Source organism: Pseudomonas sp. BF-R-26, assembly GCF_019947395.1.
Classification (GTDB): Bacteria; Pseudomonadota; Gammaproteobacteria; order Pseudomonadales; family Pseudomonadaceae; genus Aquipseudomonas; species Aquipseudomonas farris.
The window spans coordinates 42574-63038 of record NZ_JAGYGK010000013.1 but is presented as its reverse complement, the minus strand read 5'-3'; the positions used below and the strand labels follow the sequence as shown (position 1 = coordinate 63038).

General features: G+C 60.3%; 16 protein-coding genes. 12 read left to right on the top strand and 4 right to left on the bottom strand.

The window, feature by feature from the left end:
* The first annotated feature begins 1 nt into the window (after nt 1).
* On the top strand, nt 2-1870 hold the full coding sequence (locus KGB18_RS20090) for a c-type cytochrome (protein WP_223570370.1): 1869 nt from the start codon (nt 2-4) through the stop codon (nt 1868-1870).
* A gap of 26 nt (nt 1871-1896) precedes the next feature.
* Nucleotides 1897-3141: a metallophosphoesterase family protein gene (locus KGB18_RS20085; protein ID WP_223570369.1), complete on the top strand. Its 1245-nt coding sequence runs from the start codon at nt 1897-1899 to the stop codon at nt 3139-3141.
* 121 nt (nt 3142-3262) lie between these two features.
* On the opposite strand, the gene gbcA is transcribed toward KGB18_RS20085, so the two are convergent.
* Nucleotides 3263-4558 (bottom strand): glycine-betaine demethylase subunit GbcA, encoded by a 1296-nt coding sequence (gene gbcA, locus KGB18_RS20080; protein WP_030128547.1) that lies wholly within the window; start codon nt 4556-4558, stop codon nt 3263-3265.
* A 282-nt stretch (nt 4559-4840) separates the two neighbouring features.
* Here gbcA and gbcB point away from each other — a divergent pair, with 282 nt between their 5' ends.
* Nucleotides 4841-5941 (top strand): glycine-betaine demethylase subunit GbcB, encoded by a 1101-nt coding sequence (gene gbcB / locus KGB18_RS20075; protein WP_123719621.1) that lies wholly within the window; start codon nt 4841-4843, stop codon nt 5939-5941.
* Nucleotides 5942-6046: 105 nt separating this feature from the next.
* Here gbcB and KGB18_RS20070 read toward each other — a convergent pair whose 3' ends face one another.
* Complete coding sequence (locus KGB18_RS20070; RefSeq protein WP_201061799.1) at nt 6047-6871, bottom strand: SDR family oxidoreductase; 825 nt, start codon at nt 6869-6871, stop codon at nt 6047-6049.
* Nucleotides 6872-7113: 242 nt separating this feature from the next.
* Complete coding sequence (locus KGB18_RS20065; protein WP_123719619.1) at nt 7114-8154, bottom strand: low specificity L-threonine aldolase; 1041 nt, start codon at nt 8152-8154, stop codon at nt 7114-7116.
* A gap of 131 nt (nt 8155-8285) precedes the next feature.
* Here KGB18_RS20065 and KGB18_RS20060 point away from each other — a divergent pair, with 131 nt between their 5' ends.
* The 9 genes from KGB18_RS20060 (at nt 8286) to KGB18_RS20020 (ending at nt 19282) form a co-directional block, all read left to right on the top strand.
* Nucleotides 8286-9002, top strand: a complete 717-nt coding sequence (locus KGB18_RS20060) for a TraX family protein (RefSeq protein ID WP_123719618.1) — start codon at nt 8286-8288, stop codon at nt 9000-9002.
* A 318-nt stretch (nt 9003-9320) separates the two neighbouring features.
* Nucleotides 9321-10574 (top strand): serine hydroxymethyltransferase, encoded by a 1254-nt coding sequence (glyA, locus tag KGB18_RS20055; RefSeq protein WP_123719617.1) that lies wholly within the window; start codon nt 9321-9323, stop codon nt 10572-10574.
* Nucleotides 10575-10597: 23 nt separating this feature from the next.
* Entirely contained in the window at nt 10598-11848 is a 1251-nt protein-coding gene (locus KGB18_RS20050) for a sarcosine oxidase subunit beta (protein ID WP_007947735.1), read from the top strand.
* A 14-nt stretch (nt 11849-11862) separates the two neighbouring features.
* Nucleotides 11863-12192, top strand: a complete 330-nt coding sequence (locus tag KGB18_RS20045) for a sarcosine oxidase subunit delta (protein WP_033053963.1) — start codon at nt 11863-11865, stop codon at nt 12190-12192.
* A complete protein-coding gene (locus KGB18_RS20040; RefSeq protein WP_123719616.1) occupies nt 12189-15206 on the top strand; it encodes a sarcosine oxidase subunit alpha in 3018 nt (1005 codons plus the stop codon). The genes KGB18_RS20045 and KGB18_RS20040 overlap by 4 nt, the downstream gene beginning before the upstream one ends.
* Before the next feature lie 125 nt (nt 15207-15331).
* Nucleotides 15332-15964, top strand: coding sequence for a sarcosine oxidase subunit gamma (locus KGB18_RS20035; RefSeq protein ID WP_201061805.1), 633 nt, complete (start codon nt 15332-15334; stop codon nt 15962-15964).
* A 180-nt stretch (nt 15965-16144) separates the two neighbouring features.
* Nucleotides 16145-17002, top strand: a complete 858-nt coding sequence (purU, locus tag KGB18_RS20030; protein ID WP_007907570.1) for a formyltetrahydrofolate deformylase — start codon at nt 16145-16147, stop codon at nt 17000-17002.
* Between the two features lie 207 nt (nt 17003-17209).
* Nucleotides 17210-18409 carry a formaldehyde dehydrogenase, glutathione-independent gene (gene fdhA, locus KGB18_RS20025; protein WP_123719614.1) on the top strand — a complete coding sequence of 400 codons (1200 nt, stop codon included), beginning with the start codon at nt 17210-17212 and terminating at the stop codon, nt 18407-18409.
* A 276-nt stretch (nt 18410-18685) separates the two neighbouring features.
* Nucleotides 18686-19282 (top strand): DUF2780 domain-containing protein, encoded by a 597-nt coding sequence (locus tag KGB18_RS20020; RefSeq protein ID WP_123719613.1) that lies wholly within the window; start codon nt 18686-18688, stop codon nt 19280-19282.
* Between the two features lies 1 nt (nt 19283).
* Here the strand turns inward: KGB18_RS20020 and KGB18_RS20015 are convergent, their stop codons facing one another.
* The gene (locus KGB18_RS20015) at nt 19284-20168 is read right to left on the bottom strand and encodes an acyltransferase (RefSeq protein WP_123719612.1); all 885 of its coding nucleotides are present in this window, start codon (nt 20166-20168) and stop codon (nt 19284-19286) included.
* Nucleotides 20169-20465 lie beyond the last annotated feature (297 nt).

Below are 20465 nucleotides of genomic sequence, written 5' to 3'. Positions count from 1 at the left end.
CATGGACAGTTACATCCGCTGGTTTCAACGCTTCATCTGGCTAGGCATTGTGATGAACATGGTTTTCGCGATTCCGGCGCTGTTTGCGCCGGCGTTGCTGACCTCAATGCTCGGGATGCCGCCGCAGCTCTCCGATCCGTGGCTGGAAAACGCCGGCATGCTGTTGGTGGGGATCAGCCTGTTCTACATACCGTCTGGCTTCAACGCACCAAGATACGTCGTGCATTCATGGCTATGCGTGCTGTCGCGATTGGTCGCCGTTGCGTTCTGGATCTACCTGATCAACACCAGCAACCAGGCACAGGTATTTGTGCCGATGCTACTGGGTGATCTGAGCATGTTCCTGATCCTCGGGATTCTGTTGTACCGGGGCAGCGCGCCGGCCAATCGGCCCTTGGCGTTGCTTCGCGACGGCTGGCATGAGTGGCGCGCAGCGTGGGCGCGACGCTGGCAGCGGCACAGCTTCAAGGTTGCCACACTGGTCGTGGTGCTGGCGTTGGGGTTTATCGGCTATGAGACCTGGTACCAGATGCTGCGGGTGGTACCGGAAGAGCAATACGCCTCCGATGAGGATCACTACAAATACGGCGCCATCGGCCTAGGCATCGAAGCGCGGATTCCCTATTACCTGTTCGCCGTATTGCCGCAAATGTGCCCGGATAAACTGCCGAAACCCGGCGGCTATGAAGTCTTCGGTTTCCTCTACGAGAATGGCAAGGACCTGCCGATCGGCATGGCCAAGCGGCAGATCGGCTACCCGACCGTAGAGCCCAACTGCGCCCTGTGTCACACCGGTTCCTACCGGGCCAATACCAGCGACGTCGCCATCCCGGTGGCCACCGCGCCGGCCAATACCCTGCAACTGCAGGCCTTCCAGTGGTTCGCCTACAATTGCGCCAGCGATCCGAAATTCACCCCAGACGCGGTGATGACGGCGATCAACAGCAAGTTCCAGCTCGGGTTCTTCGAGCGGTTGTACAACCGCTACGTGATCATTCCGATGGCCACGAGCGCGCTGGTCAAGCAGAAGCAGGCCTATGCCTGGCAACGCCTGCGCGCGCCGCAAGGGCCGGGGCGCACCGACACTTTCAACCCGACAAAAATGGTGGTGTTCGGCTTCCCGGATGACTCGACCATCGGCACGGTCGACTTGCCGCAAGTCTGGAACCAGAAGCCTCGGGAGTCGCTGTACCTGCACTGGGACGGCAACAACAACGACATCCATGAGCGCAACTACGCGGCGGCCATGGCCGTGGGCGCAACGCCGGAGTCGGTGCTGCCGGCCAGTTTCAACCGGGTGACCAACTGGTTGCTGGGCCACAAAGCACCAACATGGCCGTTTGCGCTGGATAAGGCCAAGGTCGCACAGGGCAAACCGGTCTGGGAAAACAACTGCGCCGGTTGCCACGATTTCGGTCGCACCGGCACCGGTCAGGTCACCACCAACATTGAGGAACTGGGCACCGATCCCCATCGGCTCAACTCGTTCACCAATGGTTTAGTGACGGCTTTCCATGGCTTCAAGAAATCACCGTTCGACTTTGGCGCCTATCGCAAAACCCAGAGCTACAGCAACACGCCCACCGACGGCGTCTGGTTACGCGCGCCGTATCTGCATAACGGTTCGGTACCGACCCTGTGGGACTTGCTGCAACCACCGGAAAAGAGGCCGCTGGTGTTCTTCACCGGCTCCGATGTGTACGACCCGGACAAGGTCGGCTTCGTCACCAGTGGCGCGCAGATGAAAGCCTCGGCGGACTTCAAATACGACACCCGTCTGGAGGGCAACCACAACGGCGGCCACCTGTACGGCACGCAGCTGTCGGAACTCGATAAGCGGGCGCTCATCGAGTTCATGAAAACCCTGTAATTCCACTACGGATGGAGGAAAACGACATGTCATTGGTCAGTCATTGGGAACACGAGTACGACAAGGTCAAGCTACGCTTTCACGGCTTGTTCACTCGCCTGGAAATGGCCTGGAAGAAGCTCGTCAGCGAGCTTGAACCGGAGGAGTTCGAAGCCATCGTCGCGCTGCTGCAACGGGGTCACGATCAGGCGCAATACGTGCTCAAGCACGGCGATATGCCAGACGATCAGCCGAGTGTGCCGTGGGAGTTGTCCCACGGCTTGTCGATCCTGCACATCGGCAACGCCAGCCCCTTGCCGCAATCGGTAGACGAGCTGCAAACCCGAGTGCTCAAGGACGGCAGCCTGCTCGGTTGTCGCAAATGGGAGCTGCTGGATCTGTTGTGGAGCGAGGCGTTGCTCAAATGGATCGAGAACCTGCGGCATCACGCGCCGTTCGCCACCAACCCGGCGCTGATGCGCATGGACAGTGACGTGACCCTGGCCATCGCCGGCGACTGGGGCACCGGGCCGTTCGACAGCCATGCTCCGGCGGTGTCGGTGGCCAACCAGATGCAACTGGCCCAGGCTGACTTCACCATTCATCTGGGGGATGTGTATTACGCCGGCACCCGCTCCCAGGAAGACGTCGACATGGTCGGCTGGCCCATGGGCAAGCACGGCTCGTTCACCCTCAACTCCAATCACGAGATGTACAGCGGTGCCCATGGCTATTTCAAGGAACTGGCCAAGCGTTTCCCGGCGCAGCAGGGCACCAGTTATTTTGCGTTGTACAACGATGACTGGCTGGTGATCGGGCTCGACACGGCTTACGCCTCGGATGCGATCAACCTGTACATGGACGGTGCACTGAACAAGGAGCAGATCGACTGGATGAAAGACCTGCCTCAGCGCAAGAAGATCATGGTGCTCAGTCATCACCAGGGCTTCGACATTTCCGGGCACAACAAGACGGCGCTGTATCAACCGGTGTGCGATGCCTTGGGCCGTGAGCCGGATTACTGGTATTGGGGGCATTTGCACAACGGCATCTGCTACGCCGCTCAAGGCGGGTTGCATGCGCGCTGCGCCGGGCACGGGGCGATTCCCTACGGCAATGCCAGCGAGCTGAACGGGCATGCGCGGGTGCTGTGGTCGGAAACGGAAAATGCGCGGGATGAGGCGTACCCGGATCGGGTGTTGAACGGTTATGTGAAGGTGCGGCTGGTGGGGGAGAACATCGAAGAAACGTTTATTGGGGAGGATGGGTCGGTGCGGTGGTCTTCGAGTTAACGGGGTGACCGTGTTGGCCTCATCGCGGGCAAGCCCGCTCCCACAGTGATGGGGGTGTTCACAAAATCTGTGTACGCCGCCGATCCTTGTGGGAGCGGGCTTGCCCGCGATGCTTTTGCTCTTAGCCTTGAACCGGAACACCTTTGAGGTACGGCGCAGGCTCGGCCCCCAGGTTGTTCAGCAGACGCTCGCTGTACCAATCCACGAAGTTCACCACGCCAAACTCATAGGTCTTGGAGTAAGGCCCTGGCTGGTACGCGGTGGAGTTGATCCCGCGCTGGTTTTCTTCGGCCAGGCGACGGTCCTGGTCGTTGGTCGCATCCCAGACCTGGCGCATGCGCTCCACGTCGTAGTCCACGCCTTCGACCGCGTCCTTGTGGACGATCCACTTGGTGGTGACCATGGTTTCCTGAGCACTGATCGGCCACACGGTGAACACGATGATGTGGTCGCCCATGCAGTGGTTCCACGAGTGCGGCAGGTGCAGGATGCGCATCGAGCCCAGGTCCGGGTTCTGGATCCGGCCCATGAGTTTTTTGCAGCCCTGCTTGCCGTCGATCGTCATCGACACGGTGCCCTTGAGCAGCGGCATGCGCACGATACGGTTACGCAGGCCGAAACTGGCGTGGGCGTAAGGGATCTTCTCGGCTTCCCAGGCAGCGGCCGAAGCAGCGACGTGGTCCTTGAAGGCCTGGTCGGCACGCGGGTCGGTGACGTCGTCCCATTCCAGCAGGGTTTTCAACAGTTCCGGGTGCGACGCGTTGCAGTGGTAGCACTCGCGGTTGTTTTCCAGCACCAGTTTCCAGTTGGCCTTTTCGAACAAGGTGGTCTGGATCGCCACCTTGGTGTTCTCCATGTCGTACGGTTCCATGTAATGGTTCAGCGTCGACAGGAAGTCATCAATGGCCGGCGGGTTCTCCGACAGGCTGATGAAGATGTAACCGCCAGCGGTTTTCACATTCACAGGCTTCAAGCCGTACTGCTTCATGTCGAAGTCGGCGCCCATTTCGGTGCCGGCGAACAGCAGGCGACCGTCCAGCTCATACGTCCACTGGTGGTAGTGGCAGACCAGTTTGGCGACTTTGCCTTTTTCACTGGTGCACAGCCGCGAACCGCGGTGACGGCATACGTTGTGGAACGCATGGACCACGCCGTCGGCGCCACGAATCACGATGATCGGGTTCTTGCCGACTTGCAGGGTCAGGTAGTTGCCCTTGGTCGGGATTTCGCAGGTCATGCCGGCGATCAGCCACTCTTTCTGAAAGATTTCCTGCATGTCGATATCAAACAGCCGCTCGTCAGAGTAAAACGGCTGCGGCAGCGAGAAAGTGCGCTCGCGCTCTTGCAGCATCTGCGCGGTGGCCTTGCGTGCGGGTTCCAGTGGATCGCCCAGGCTCAGGGTAGTGGTGACGTCCATCGTGTGTTTCCTCAAGGCCATCTGCGTGGCCGCGAAAGTGGCTGATCAGGTTTGCTACGCAAGGTGTAAAGGTTGTGTCTTGGTATGGGGCGAGTGTGGGGCCGGCGCTCGCCAGAACCTTATCCATGGGCGACATGGCCCAATCTGTTCCCGACGCGCAACCCCCGGTAATTGGGGGCTGGTCGCGATAAGTATGTGAATGTCGCAGATAGGTAAATGGAGGGGCTGCGCTATACGCAGAATCGCCAACATGAAGGCCGGCAGTCGGCCGTGGAGATCAGCATGTCCAACAGCTTCCTGAACCCGGTAACCACCCAGACCTGGGCCAATGGTCGACATATTGTCCGTTGCGTCAAAGTCATCCAGGAAACCTGGGATGTGCGCACCTTCTGCTTTATGGCCGACCAGCCAATCCTGTTCTTTTTCAAGCCCGGGCAGTTCGTCACCCTGGAGCTGGAAATCGACGGCGTGCCGATTATGCGCTCCTACACCATTTCCAGCTCGCCGTCGGTGCCGTACAGCTTTTCGGTGACCATCAAGCGCGTGCCGGGTGGCAAGGTGTCCAACTGGTTGCACGACACCCTGCATGAAGGCCAGGAACTGGCGGTACACGGGCCGGTCGGGCTGTTCAACGCCATGGATTTCACCGCGCCGAAAGTGCTCTACCTCAGCGGTGGCGTTGGCATCACGCCCGTTATGTCGATGGCTCGCTGGTTCTACGACACCAACGGCAACGTCGACATGGTGTTTATCCACAGCGCCCGGTCGCCCAAAGACATCATTTATCATCGCGAGCTGGAACACATGGCGTCGCGGATCGATAACTTCAGCCTGCACCTGATTTGCGAGAAACATGGTCTAGGCGAGCCGTGGGCCGGTTATCGCGGTTACCTGAATCACAAGATGCTCGAACTGATGGCGCCGGACTTCCTTGAGCGTGAAGTCTTCTGCTGCGGCCCGACCCCATACATGAACGCGGTCAAGCGCATGCTCGAGACGGCCGGTTTCGACATGACGCGTTATCACGAGGAATCCTTTGGTGCGACACCAGCGGAAGCCCGTGCCGACGCGGTGGAACAAGCCGAAATCGCAGCAGATGCACCGGAAGTCGACGTTGCCGACCTGCATCAGGTCGAATTCACCGCGTCCGGCAAAAGCATTCGCGTGGCGCCGGGCGAAACCGTGCATGCGGCGGCGGCCAAGCTTGGCCTGCTGATTCCGAAAGCCTGCGGGATGGGGATCTGCGGGACCTGCAAGGTGATGAAGCTGGGGGGCGAGGTCGAAATGGACCACAACGGCGGGATTACCGAGGAAGACGAAGCCGAAGGGTTCATCCTGTCGTGCTGCAGCGTGCCGAAGGGCGATGTGCGGATCGAGTTTTGAACCTGTGGGAGCGGGCTTGCTCGCGAAGACGGCAGCGCAGTCAACATTGATGTTGCCTGACACACCGCTTTCGCGAGCAAGCCCGCCCCCACAATGGTTGGTATTTCAGTCCACAAACAAGTCTGGCATCAGCTTGTCTTGGGTGCCGGGCTCAAAGCGGTAATGATCGAATTCGGTCACGCCATGCTCCCGCAGAATCTCCTCATCAATCAGCAAGCGCCCGGTAATGCTGCGGCCACTGCTATCCAGAATCGCGTAAGCAGCATCCGCCATAATTGCCGGCGAACGCGCATGCTTGAACGACTCGCGTGACCCCAGCTGAAACTCGATGGCGGCAGTGGCGATCATGGTCTGCGGCCACAGGGAATTAACGCTGATGCCGTAGGAGGCGAACTCCTCATTCATGCCCAAAGTCAGCATGCTCATGCCGTATTTGGTCACCGTGTAAGGGCTGTACTGGGCGAACCACTTGGTGGCCAGGTTCAGCGGTGGTGACAGGTTGAGGATGTGCCCGGCGGATTTTTTCAGATAGGGCAGGGCAGCCTGGCTGCAAAGGAGCACGGCGCGGGTGTTGATCTGATGCATCAGGTCGAAGCGCTTGAGTTCGATGTGTTGCACGCCGGTCAGCTTGATCGCCCCGGCATTGTTGATCAGCGCATCGATGCCGCCGAAATGTGCACTGGCGTCGGTCATGGCCTGGCGCACAGCAACTTCATCACGCACATCCACCTGCAAAGCCAACGCCTTGCCGCCCGCGGCTTCAACCTCCGCCGCCACGCTGAAGATGGTGCCAGGCAGTTTGGGGTGAGGAGTGGCGCTTTTGGCGGCAATCACGATGTTGGCCCCGTCCTTCGCTGCCCGCAGCGCAATCTCACGCCCAATGCCACGGCTGGCGCCGGTGATGAACAGGGTTTTGCCTTGTAATGACATGCGTACGCTCCTGATTGTTGTTATCTGAGCGGATCGAAACGGCTCGCCAGTCAATGTAGACCAACTCTTGCGGGGCATTTTGCATCAGGGCTTTTTGTGGCGAGGGGGCTTGCCCCCGTTGGGTTGCGCAGCAGCCCCAAAGCCTGAGCATGCGGTCTGTCAGGCAGACCGCGTTGGTTGGTTTTTACGACTGCTGCGCAGCCGAGCGGGAGCAAGCTCCCTCGCCACAAAAGCTTGGGGCGTCAGGCTGCCATGACTTCCCGAATATCCGTCGCCAATTCGCGCACGCGTTCTTCTTCGGTGTCCCACGAGCACATGAACCGTGCGCCGCCGTTGCCGATGAAGGTGTAGAAGCGCCAGCCCTTGGCAGTCAATGCGGCAATGGCCGGTTCCGACAGTTGCAGGAACACGCCGTTGGCCTGTACCGGGAACATCAGTTCCACGCCCGGAATGTCGCTCACCAGTTCGGCCAGCAGCTGCGCGCAGTGGTTGGCGTGGCGGGCGTATTTGAGCCAGGCATCGTTTTCCAGAATCCCGACCCACGGCGCCGAGAGGAAGCGCATCTTCGACGCCAGTTGACCGGCCTGTTTGCAGCGGTAATCGAAGTCTTCGGCCAGTTTGTGGTTGAAGAACAGAATCGCTTCGCCCACCGCCATGCCGTTTTTCGTGCCGCCGAAGCACAACACGTCAACGCCGGCCTTCCAGGTCAGGTCGGCTGGTGAGCAGCCCAGATACGCACAGGCATTGGAGAAGCGTGCGCCGTCCATATGCAGGTTCAGGCCCAGTTCTTTGCAGGTGGCGCTGATGGCGCGGATTTCGGCCGGGGTGTACACGCTACCGACTTCGGTAGCCTGGGTCAGGGTCACGACGCGCGGTTTCGGGTAGTGGATATCCTGGCGCTTGAGGGCGATTTCGCGGATCGATTCCGGCGTCAGCTTGCCGTTCTCGGTGCGGGCGATGAGCAGCTTGGAGCCGTTGGAGAAAAACTCCGGTGCGCCGCATTCGTCGGTTTCGACGTGGGCGGTTTCCGAGCAGATCACGCTGTGATAACTCTGGCACAGTGATGACAGGGCTAATGAGTTGGCCGCGGTGCCGTTGAAGGCGAAGAACACTTCGCAGTCGGTTTCGAACAGTTTGCGGAATTGATCCGCTGCGCGTGCGGTCCACTCATCGTCGCCATAAGCGCGCTGGTGGCCGTGGTTGGCCTGTTCCATGGCAGCCCAGGCTTCAGGGCAGATACCGGAATAGTTGTCGCTGGCGAATTGTTGGCTCTTATCGGTCATGGCCGGCTTCCGTAATCGAGGCTCTTATGGTGAAGAGCTTCGTGGTCAATGATGGTGCGCACTTTACCGAAGATCGTCCGGGGAGCACACGGGATGTTGCTGTCAGAAAAATACACGGTTGACGGGCAATTATGCACATGACGCAACGGGATGGGGCGCTGGATCTGCTCAAGTGGCTCGCGCTGCTGAGCATGGTGCTCGATCACCTGCGATATGTCGGTTATTCCATCGATCTGCTGTATGTGCCGGGTAGGTTGGCGTTCCCGTGGTTCTGTCTGGCGATGGCGGCGAACCTGTCGCGAACCCGTGCAGTAACGACGGATGGCCAGTGGCGTTACCTCGGTTGGTTGTTGCTGTTTAGCGCTCTGAGCGAAATTCCCTACCGGATGTACATTCCTGATCACAACACCTTGAACGTGTTGCCCACGTTGGTTCTGGGTTTGTTGGTCGCCCGTGGCTGGCAGAACAGGATGCTTCAATCGCGACTATTGGCGGCCGGTGCCTTGTTGCTGGCAGCACTGTTCCCGGAGCGACTGATGTTCGGGTTCTTCGGCGTGCTGTTGCCGCTGGCGATGTTGCTGGTGATCCAACGGCCCTGGTATTTCAGCCTGCTGCCGGGGCTGGTCTGTCTGGCGGCCAATCAATGGCAAGTGCTGTATTACGCTGCACGACTTCATAGCAGCGCAGCGATGCTCGGCATTGCCGCTTGTCTGATTGCGCCATTGCTGGGGCTGTTGCTCTTGCGACATGCCCAAGGCATCCGGCCACCGCCGATGCGTCGCTGGGCTTACGCGCTCTATCCCGCGCATTTCCTCGTGCTTCTGGCCTTGCGCCAACTCATCGCCTGAGCCCCATACTCTTGTGGCGAGGGAGCTTGCTCCCGCTGGGCTGCGTAGCAGCCCCAAACCCAGTGCATGCGGTTCGTCAGGTTGATCGTGTTGGTCGTTTTTACGACTGCTGCGCAGCCGAGCGGGAGCAAGCTCCTTCGCCACAAGAGCCTTCCCTGGTCCTGCCTTTCTGGCCCATGTCGTAAACGCACCTTTGCGTGGCGTCCATAGGCATTTGACCTGTCTGCGCCGGTCATACCATCGCATCCAAAGGGCACTGCCGTAACGCCAGTGCCTTACCGAGACGAATGGCGCATAGATGCCGCTGGGAGAGACGCGATGTTCAGCAAGCAAGACCAGATCAAGGGTTACGACGATGCACTGCTGGCGGCGATGAATGCCGAGGAGCAACGCCAGGAAGATCACATCGAGCTGATCGCGTCAGAGAACTACACCAGCAAACGCGTCATGGAAGCGCAGGGCAGCGGCCTGACCAACAAGTACGCCGAAGGCTATCCGGGCAAGCGCTACTACGGTGGTTGCGAGCACGTGGACAAGGTTGAAGCCCTGGCCATCGAACGCGCCAAGCAACTGTTCGGCGCCGATTACGCCAACGTGCAGCCGCACTCCGGTTCCTCGGCCAACAGCGCCGTGTACCTGGCCCTGCTGCAAGCCGGCGACACCATTCTGGGCATGAGCCTGGCCCACGGTGGTCACCTGACCCACGGTGCCAAGGTGTCGTCCTCGGGCAAGCTGTACAACGCCGTGCAGTACGGTATCGACACCAAAACCGGTCTGATCGATTACGACGAAGTGGAGCGCCTGGCCGTCGAATGCAAGCCGAAGATGATCGTCGCCGGCTTCTCGGCCTACTCCAAGACCCTCGACTTCCCACGCTTCCGCCAGATCGCTGACAAGGTCGGTGCGCTGCTGTTCGTCGACATGGCTCACGTCGCCGGTCTGGTCGCTGCCGGTCTGTACCCGAATCCGCTGCCGTATGCCGATGTGGTCACCACCACCACCCACAAGACCCTGCGCGGTCCACGTGGCGGCCTGATCCTGTGCAAGTCCAACGAAGAAATCGAGAAGAAGCTCAACGCGGCAGTCTTCCCGGGTGCTCAGGGCGGCCCGCTGATGCACGTGATCGCCGGTAAGGCGGTGTGCTTCAAGGAAGCGTTGGAGCCTGGCTTCAAGGCTTACCAGCAACAAGTGATCGACAACGCCCAGGCCATGGCCGGCGTATTTATCAAACGCGGCTACGATGTAGTGTCCGGCGGCACCGATAACCACCTGTTCCTGGTCAGCCTGATCCGTCAGGGCCTCACCGGCAAAGAGGCGGACGCAGCACTCGGTCGCGCCCACATCACTGTGAACAAGAACGCTGTCCCGAATGATCCACAGTCGCCGTTCGTGACCTCCGGCCTGCGTATCGGCACCCCGGCGGTGACCACTCGTGGCTTCAAGGTTACCCAGTGCACTGAACTGGCCGGCTGGATCTGCGACATCCTCGACAACCTCGGCGACGCCGATGTCGAGGCCAATGTCGCGCAGCAAGTGGCGGCCCTGTGCGCGGACTTCCCGGTTTATCGCTGAGCGCGGTTTTGGAGTAAATGACTATGCAACGCTATTCGGGCTTCGGCCTCTTCAAACACTCCCTCAGCCATCACGAAAACTGGCAGAAGATGTGGCGCACGCCGACCCCTAAAAAGGTCTATGACGTGGTCATCGTCGGCGGTGGCGGGCATGGTCTGGCGACCGCCTACTACCTGGCCAAGGAACACGGCATCACCAACGTGGCCGTGGTCGAGAAAGGCTGGTTGGGCGGCGGTAACACCGCGCGCAACACCACCATCGTTCGCTCCAACTACCTGTGGGACGAGTCGGCGCACCTGTACGAACACGCGATGAAACTGTGGGAAGGCCTGTCCCAGGACCTGAACTACAACGTGATGTTCTCCCAGCGTGGCGTTTACAACTTGTGCCACACGCTTCAAGACATTCGTGATTCCGAGCGTCGGGTCAGCGCCAACCGCCTCAACGGCGTGGACGGCGAACTGCTCGATGCCAAACAGGTAGCCGACGAGATTCCGTACCTCGACTGCTCCAAGAACACTCGCTACCCGGTGATGGGCGCAACCGTCCAGCGTCGCGGCGGCGTGGCCCGTCACGATGCCGTGGCATGGGGCTTTGCCCGTGCCGCCGACGCCTTGGGCGTGGACCTGATTCAACAGACCGAAGTGATCGGCTTCCGCAAGGAAAACGGTGTGTGCATCGGTGTTGAAACCAACAAGGGTTTCATCGGCGCCAAGCGCGTCGGTGTGGTCACCGCCGGTAACTCCGGGCACATGGCCAAACTCGCCGGTTTCCGTCTGCCGATCGAATCGCACCCGCTGCAAGCGCTGGTATCCGAGCCGATCAAGCCGATTATCGACAGCGTGATCATGTCCAACGCCGTACACGGTTACATCAGCCAGTCCGACAAGGGCGACCTGGTGATCGGCGCCGGTATCGACGGCTACAACGGCTACGGCCAGCGTGGTTCGTACCCGGTGATCGAGCACACCATTCAGGCCATCGTCGAGATGTTCCCGGTGCTGTCGCGCGTACGCATGAACCGTCAGTGGGGCGGCATCGTCGACACCACGCCGGATGCGTGCCCGATCATTTCGAAAACCCCGGTACCGAACATGTTCTTCAACTGCGGTTGGGGCACCGGTGGCTTCAAGGCAACACCTGGCTCGGGCAACGTGTTTGCCGCAAGCCTGGCCAAGGGTGAAATGCACCCATTGGCCGCACCTTTCTCCATCGACCGTTTCCACAACGGTGCGTTGATCGACGAACACGGCGCTGCTGCGGTTGCCCACTAACAGGAGAAATCCCCATGTTGCATATCTTCTGTCCTCACTGCGGCGAACTGCGCTCCGAAGAGGAATTCCACGCATCCGGCCAGGCGCACATCCCGCGTCCACTGGATCCGAACAGCTGCACCGACGAGGAGTGGGGCGATTACATGTTCTTCCGCGACAACCCTCGCGGTCTGCACCACGAACTGTGGGATCACGTCGCCGGTTGCCGTCAGTACTTCAACGCCACCCGTGACACCGTGACCTACGAGATTCTCGAAACCTACAAGATCGGCGCCAAGCCGCAGTTCACCGACAAGACCGACAGCCCGAAAGCGGCCGCCACGGCTCTGGGAGAGAAGGTATGAGCCAGATCAATCGCCTGTCCAACGGCGGACGGATCGACCGTAACAAAGTGCTGAGCTTCACCTTCAACGGCCAGGTCTACAAAGGCTTTGAAGGTGACTCCCTGGCCGCAGCCTTGCTGGCCAACGGTGTCGACATCATCGGCCGCAGCTTCAAATATTCGCGCCCGCGCGGCATCTTCGCCGCCGGTGCCGAAGAGCCGAACGCTGTGCTGCAGATCGGTGCGACCGAAGCCACGCAGATCCCGAACGTACGCGCCACGCAACAAGCGCTGTATCAAGGCCTGGTCGCCACCAGCACCAACGGCTGGCCGAGCGTGAACAACGACATGATGGGGATTCTCGGCAAGGTCGGCGGCAAGCTGATGCCGCCGGGCTTCTACTACAAAACCTTCATGTACCCGCAATCGTTCTGGATGACCTACGAGAAGTACATTCGTAAGGCTGCCGGCCTTGGCCGCTCGCCGACCGAGAACGATCCGGACACCTACGACTACATGAACCAGCACTGCGACGTGCTGATCGTCGGCGCTGGCCCTGCGGGTCTGGCAGCTGCACTGGCGGCTGCCCGTAGCGGTGCGCGTGTGATCCTGGCCGATGAGCAGGAAGAGTTCGGCGGCAGCCTGCTCGATTCCCGCGAAAGCCTCGACGGCAAGCCTGCCACCGAGTGGGTCGCCAGCGTCATCGCCGAGCTGAAAAACACCCCGGACGTGCTGCTGTTACCGCGCGCCACGGTCAACGGTTACCACGACCATAACTTCCTGACCATTCACGAGCGCCTCACCGATCACCTCGGCGATCGCGCCCCGATCGGCCAGGTGCGTCAGCGCATCCACCGGGTTCGCGCCAAGCGTGTAGTGCTGGCGACCGGTACTCATGAGCGTCCACTGGTTTACGGCAACAACGACGTGCCGGGCAACATGCTTGCCGGCGCTGTGTCGACTTACGTGCGCCGTTACGGCGTGGCACCGGGCAAGAAACTGGTGCTGTCGACCAACAACGACCATGCCTACCGCGTAGCGCTGGATTGGCTCGACGCCAGTCTGCAAGTGGTGGCGATCGCCGATGCCCGCAGCAACCCTCGCGGTGCGCTGGTGGAAGAAGCGCGCGCCAAAGGCATCCGCATCCTGACCGGTAGCGCCGTGATCGAAGCCCGTGGCAGCAAGCACGTCACCGCCGCTCGTGTTGCAGCGATTGATGTAAAAGCGCACACCGTCACCAGCCCAGGCGAATGGCTCGATTGCGACCTGGTCGCCAGTTCCGGCGGCTACAGCCCGGTGGTTCACCTGGCGTCGCACTTGGGTGGCAAGCCGATCTGGCGTGAAGACATCCTCGGTTTCGTACCGGGCGAAGCACCGCAAAAACGCGTGTGCGTCGGTGGCATCAACGGCGTCTACGGCCTCGGCGATTCGCTGGCCGATGGTTTTGAAGGGGGCGCTCGCGCCGCCAGCGAAGCCGGTTTCAGCGGGGTCGAAGCGACCTTGCCGAAAGCCCTGAGCCGTCTGGAAGAACCGACGTTGGCGCTGTTCCAGGTGCCTCACGAAAAAGCCACCGCACGGGCGCCGAAGCAATTCGTCGACCTGCAAAACGACGTCACCGCTGCCGCCATCGAACTGGCGACCCGCGAAGGCTTCGAGTCGGTCGAGCACGTTAAACGCTACACCGCGCTGGGCTTTGGCACCGATCAGGGCAAGCTCGGTAACGTCAACGGTCTGGCCATTGCCGCCCGTTCGCTGAACGTGACCATCCCGCAGATGGGCACCACCATGTTCCGTCCGAACTACACGCCGGTGACCTTCGGCGCCGTGGCCGGTCGTCACTGTGGGCACATCTTCGAGCCGGTTCGTTTCACCGCGCTGCATCATTGGCACGTGAAGAACGGCGCCGAGTTTGAAGACGTCGGTCAGTGGAAACGTCCATGGTACTTCCCGAAAAACGGTGAAGACCTGCATGCCGCCGTGAAGCGCGAATGCAAAGCCGTGCGCGACAGCGTCGGCCTGCTGGACGCTTCGACCCTGGGCAAGATCGACATCCAGGGCCCGGACACGCGTGAGTTCCTCAACCGCATCTACACCAACGCCTGGACCAAACTCGACGTGGGCAAGGCCCGCTACGGCCTGATGTGCAAAGAAGACGGCATGGTGTTCGACGACGGCGTAACCGCCTGCCTCGCCGATAACCACTTCGTGATGACCACCACCACCGGCGGCGCTGCACGCGTGCTGCAATGGCTGGAAATCTACCATCAGACCGAATGGCCAGACCTGAAGGTGTACTTCACTTCCGTGACTGACCACTGGGCGACCATGACCCTGTCGGGGCCGAACAGCCGCAAGCTGCTCAGCGAAGTCACCGACATCGACTTGAGCAACGAAGCCTTCCCGTTCATGACCTGGAAAGAAGCTCTGGTCGGCGGTGTGCCGGCGCGGGTATTCCGGATTTCGTTTACCGGTGAGCTGTCGTACGAAGTCAACGTGCAGGCCGACTATGCAATGGGCGTGCTCGAGAAAATCGTCGAGGCCGGCAAGAAGTACAACCTGACCCCGTACGGCACCGAAACCATGCACGTACTGCGGGCGGAGAAGGGCTTCATCATCGTTGGCCAGGACACTGACAGCTCGATGACCCCGGACGACCTGAACATGGGCTGGTGTGTCGGTCGCACCAAACCGTTCTCGTGGATCGGCTGGCGTGGCATGAACCGCGAAGACTGCGTGCGTGATCAGCGCAAACAGCTGGTCGGTCTGAAGCCGATCGATCCGACCAAATGGCTGCCGGAAGGTGCGCAACTGGTGTTCAACACCAAGCAAACCATCCCGATGACGATGGTCGGTCACGTGACTTCCAGCTACCTGCACAACTCCCTCGGCTATTCGTTTGCCATGGGTGTGGTCAAGGGCGGTCTGAAGCGCATGGGTGAGCGTGTGTTCGCACCGCTGGCCGACGGCAGCGTGATCGAGGCGGAAATCGTTTCTTCGGTGTTCTTCGATCCGAAAGGCGATCGCCAGAACGTGTAACACCACAGTCCCCTGTGGGAGCGGGCTTGCCCGCGATGAACGATAACGCGGTGCCACAGGCAGACCGAGTTGCTCCCATCGCGGGCACGCTCCCACAGGAAATTGAATTCAGGAACAGGTGCTTTATGACCGCAGCCAATGTTTACCAACAACGCCCAACCTCCGGGGCCAAGGCCGAGTCGTCGCTGCATCATGCCGACCTCGCCAGCCTGGTGGGCAAGGGTCGCAAGAACGCCGGCGTGATCGTGCGTGAGAAAAAACTCCTCGGTCACCTGACCATCCGTGGCGATGGGCACGACCCGGCATTCGCCGCCGGCGTGCACAAGGCCCTCGGCCTGGAACTGCCAGCCGCGCTGACCGTGGTGATCAAAGGTGAAACCAGCCTGCAATGGATGGGGCCGGATGAATGGCTGCTGATCGTGCCGACCGGCGAAGAATTCGCTGCCGAGAAAAAGCTGCGTGAAGCACTGGGTGACCTGCACATCCAGATCGTCAACGTCAGCGGCGGCCAGCAGATCCTCGAACTCAGCGGCCCGAACGTACGTCAGGTGCTGATGAAATCCACCAGCTATGACGTGCACCCCAACAGCTTCCCGGTGGGCAAGGCTGTCGGCACCGTGTTTGCCAAGTCGCAACTGGTGATCCGCCATACCGCTGAAGACACCTGGGAACTGCTGATCCGCCGTAGCTTCTCGGATTACTGGTGGTTGTGGTTGCAGGATGCGGCCGCTGAGTACGGGCTTAGCGTCCAGGCGTAATTGTGGCGAGGGAGCTTGCTCCCGCTCGGCTGCGCAGCAGTCGTAAAACCTGAGTCCGCGTTCCTTCTGCAGGAATGCGGTTGCTGAAATAGGGGTTGCTTCGCAACCCAGCGGGAGCAAGCTCCCTCGGCACAGGTCTTCGCAGTCGCCTAGGTATTTTCGAACAGGAGTCACCGCACTATGAGCCGCGCCCCAGACACATGGATTCTGACCGCCGATTGCCCTAGCGTCCTCGGCACCGTGGATGCGGTGACCCGCTTTCTGTTCGAGCAGGGCTGCTACGTCACCGAGCACCATTCCTTCGATGACCGGCTCTCGGGCCGTTTCTTCATTCGCGTGGAATTTCGTCAGCCCGATGGCTTCGACGAACAAGCTTTTCGCGCCGGTTTGGCAGAGCGTGGTGACGCCTTCGGGATGGTCTTCGAGCTGACCCCGCCGCACCACCGGCCAAAAGTGGTGATCATGGTCTCCAAGGCCGATCACTGCCTCAACGACTTGCTCTACCGCCAGCGCATCGGCCAGTTGTCGATGGACGTGGTCGCCGTGGTCTCCAACCACCCGGACCTCAAGCCGTTGGCCGACTGGCACCAGATTCCGTACTACCATTTCCCGCTGGACCCGAACGACAAACCGTCGCAGGAGCGTCAGGTCTGGCAGGTGGTCGAAGAGTCCGGCGCCGAACTGGTGATTCTTGCCCGCTACATGCAAGTTCTGTCGCCAGAGCTGTGCCGCAAACTCGATGGCAAGGCGATCAACATTCATCACTCCCTACTGCCGGGTTTCAAGGGTGCGAAGCCCTATCACCAGGCCTACAACAAGGGCGTGAAACTGGTCGGCGCCACGGCGCACTACATCAACAACGACCTGGACGAAGGCCCGATCATCGCCCAGGGCGTGGAGGCTGTGGATCACAGCCATTACCCCGAAGATTTGATCGCCAAAGGGCGGGATATCGAAGGGCTGACGCTGGCGCGGGCTGTTGGTTATCACATTGAACGACGCGTGTTTTTGAACGCCAATCGCACGGTCGTTCTTTAGATCGCCATCGCGGGCAAGCCCGCTCCCACAGTGAGCTGAGGTGTGCCCGACATTTGTGAACGACACAAAGACCTGTGGGAGCGGGCTTGCCCGCGATGAGGCCCTGACAGACAACGCAAAAAGACACAGGCAATAACCCGAGCAATCAACGCGCCGCCGATCCATGGCGACGCGACCGCTACATAAAAACAACAGCGAGGTGAAAGCATGTCTGGCAATCGTGGTGTGGTGTATCTCGGCAATGGCAAAGTCGAAATACAAAAAATCGACTATCCGAAAATGCAGGACCCGCGCGGCAGGAAGATTAACCACGCCGTCATCCTGCGTGTGGTTTCCACCAACATCTGTGGTTCCGACCAGCACATGGTGCGCGGCCGTACCACTGCTCAGACCGGTCTGGTGCTCGGCCACGAGATCACCGGTGAAGTGATCGAGAAAGGCAGCGACGTCGAGAACCTGCAAATCGGCGACCTGGTGTCCGTACCGTTCAACGTAGCTTGCGGGCGCTGCCGTTCCTGCAAAGAGATGCACACCGGTGTCTGCCTCAGCGTTAACCCGGCGCGTCCGGGCGGTGCTTATGGTTATGTCGACATGGGCGACTGGACCGGTGGTCAGGCTGAGTACGCGATGGTGCCGTACGCCGACTTCAACCTGCTGAAGCTGCCTGATCGCGATCGCGCAATGGAAAAAATCCGCGACCTGACCTGCCTCTCCGACATCCTGCCGACCGGTTACCACGGTGCAGTGACCGCCGGCGTTGGCCCTGGCAGCACTGTATACATCGCCGGTGCCGGTCCAGTCGGTCTGGCGGCTGCCGCTTCTGCTCGCCTGTTGGGCGCTGCAGTGGTGATCATCGGTGACGTCAACACTGTCCGCTTGGCGCATGCCAAGGCGCAGGGTTTCGAAATCGCCGACCTGTCCCTGGATACCCCACTGCACGAACAGATCGCTGCGCTGTTGGGCGAGCCTGAAGTGGATTGCGCTGTCGACGCCGTAGGCTTCGAAGCCCGTGGTCATGGCCATGACGGCGTGAAACACGAAGCTCCGGCGACCGTGCTCAACTCGCTGATGGGCGTGGTTCGCGTGGCCGGCAAAATCGGTATCCCTGGCCTGTACGTGACTGAAGACCCGGGTGCTGTGGATGCAGCCGCGAAAATGGGTAGCCTGAGCATTCGCTTCGGTTTGGGTTGGGCTAAATCCCACAGCTTCCACACCGGCCAGACGCCAGTGATGAAGTACAACCGCCAACTGATGCAGGCGATCATGTGGGATCGCATCAAGATTGCCGACATCGTGGGTGTTGAAGTCATCAGCCTGGATGACGCGCCACGTGGTTATGGCGAGTTCGATGCGGGCGTGCCGAAGAAGTTTGTGATCGATCCGCACAAGTTGTTCAGCGCGGCGTAAGGCTTCACGCAAAGCAAAACGGCGACCCTCGGGTCGCCGTTTTTTTATGCGTCACACTAACCCTGTGGTGAGGGGGCTTTGTGACAACCCCCCTCGCCACAAAAGTCGCCTCAGTTCTTCCTCCAGATCCGGGTGCCTGTATGCCATTCATCGCGTGAGTCCGGGGTTTCACGTTTCATAGACGTGACGGGGGAACATGCCGACGGATGTCCGGTCAAATTGGCAGTTTTTCCGCCTCGTTACCGGGCGGTTTTCATGCCACTAGAGGATGTCTGGATGAAAGTTTCACGCGGTTTTGCACTGGCATCGCTCATGGCTGTCGCTTCGTTGACGACGCTGGCCGCCAGCCCGGCCTTTGCAGAGTTCAGCCTCAGCGATGCGGCCAATGTGGTTTCGGCGATGCAGGGCAACCAAGGCAACCAGGGCGATGGCGCTGTGGCGGCGGCACCCAAGGCGGCCGGGTTGCTCAACACCTTGGGCTCGCAGCTCGACATCACTCCGGAGCAGGCTGTCGGCGGTGCTGGTGCGATGTTGGGGTTGGCCAGGAATCAACTCAGCGGCGAAGACTTCTCCGAGCTGAGTAAAAACGTGCCGGGCCTCAGTCAAATCGCTGGCAACAGCGCCATCGGTGGCCTGAACGGTCTGGGCGGGTTGCTCGGCGCGGGGTCGGACAAGAATGCGTTGCTCGACGGCTTGCTGGGTAACGTCAAGGACACCAACGACCTGAACAACGCCTTCAGCGCGTTGGGCATGGACAGCGGCATGATCGGCCAGTTTGCTCCGGTAATCCTGCAATACCTCGGTCAGCAAGGCGTTGCCGGTTCGCTGCTGCAAAACCTCGGCGGGATCTGGGGCGCGGGAACCGGTAGCTGAGTCAGCCTTCGGCGCGTAGCGCCTTGATGCGCCGGTCTTTTTCGATCCAGAGCTGGTTGACCCAGTTCTGGACCTTTTCGCGAAACGCCGCATCGTTTTCGTAATCACCTTGCCACAGCGCCGGGTCCAGCTCGCGGGTCTGGATATCGATGATCACCCTCGGCACGTTGCCGCTGATCAAATCCCAAAATCCCGGAATCTTCTGCTGTGGGTACACCACTGTCACATCGAGAACGGCATCCAGCTGTTCACCCATCGCCGCCAGCACAAAAGCCACGCCGCCAGCCTTGGGCTTGAGGAGGTGGGTGAACGGTGACTGCTGCTGGGCGCTTTTCGCCGAGGTGTATCGAGTGCCTTCCAGGTAATTGACCACCGTCACTGGCTGACGCTTGTACAGCTCGCAGGCTTCTTTAGTGATCTCCAGATCCTTGCCGGCCAACTCTGGGTTCTTTGCCAGAAACGCCTTGGTGTAGCGCTTCATGAACGGATAGTCCAACGCCCACCAGGCCAGGCCCAGGAACGGCACCCAGATCAGTTCTTTCTTGAGGAAGAATTTGAAAAACGGCGTGCGCCGGTTAAGCGTCTGGATCAGTGCCGGAATATCGACCCAGGATTGATGGTTGCCGATCACCAGATACGAGGTGTCGCGGCGCAGATCATCGCCGCCGCGAATGTCCCATTGGGTGGGGATGCACAGTCGGAAGATCAGCTTGTCGATCTCGGCCCAGGTTTCGGCAATCCACATCACCGTCCAGGAAGCGTAATCGCGGAAGCGCCCGGGCAGGAGCAGTTTCAACAGGGCGAACACCATCAAAGGCCCGAACAGCACCAGGGTGTTTAGCAACAGCAGCAGGGTAACGAAACAGCCGGTGAGCAGGCGGCGCATAAGTAACTCTTGAAAGCGTTTGGGCGCGCCATGATAAGCAGCTTCAGGCGACAGGCCAAATTGGTGGTGACGAATGTTTCACGTTTGTGGCGGTATGCTTCCAGCGTTATGAGTTCTCTGTGGCGAGGGGGCTTGCCCCCGTTGGAGGCCGAAGGACTCCCAAAACCAGGCCCCGCGATTTTTCAGGTACACCATATAGACCGTTTTACGACTGCTGCGCAGCCGAACGGGGGCAAGCCTCCTCGCCACAAGCAAGCTCCCTCGCCACATAGGTGTGAGGCGGACCAACTATCGTTG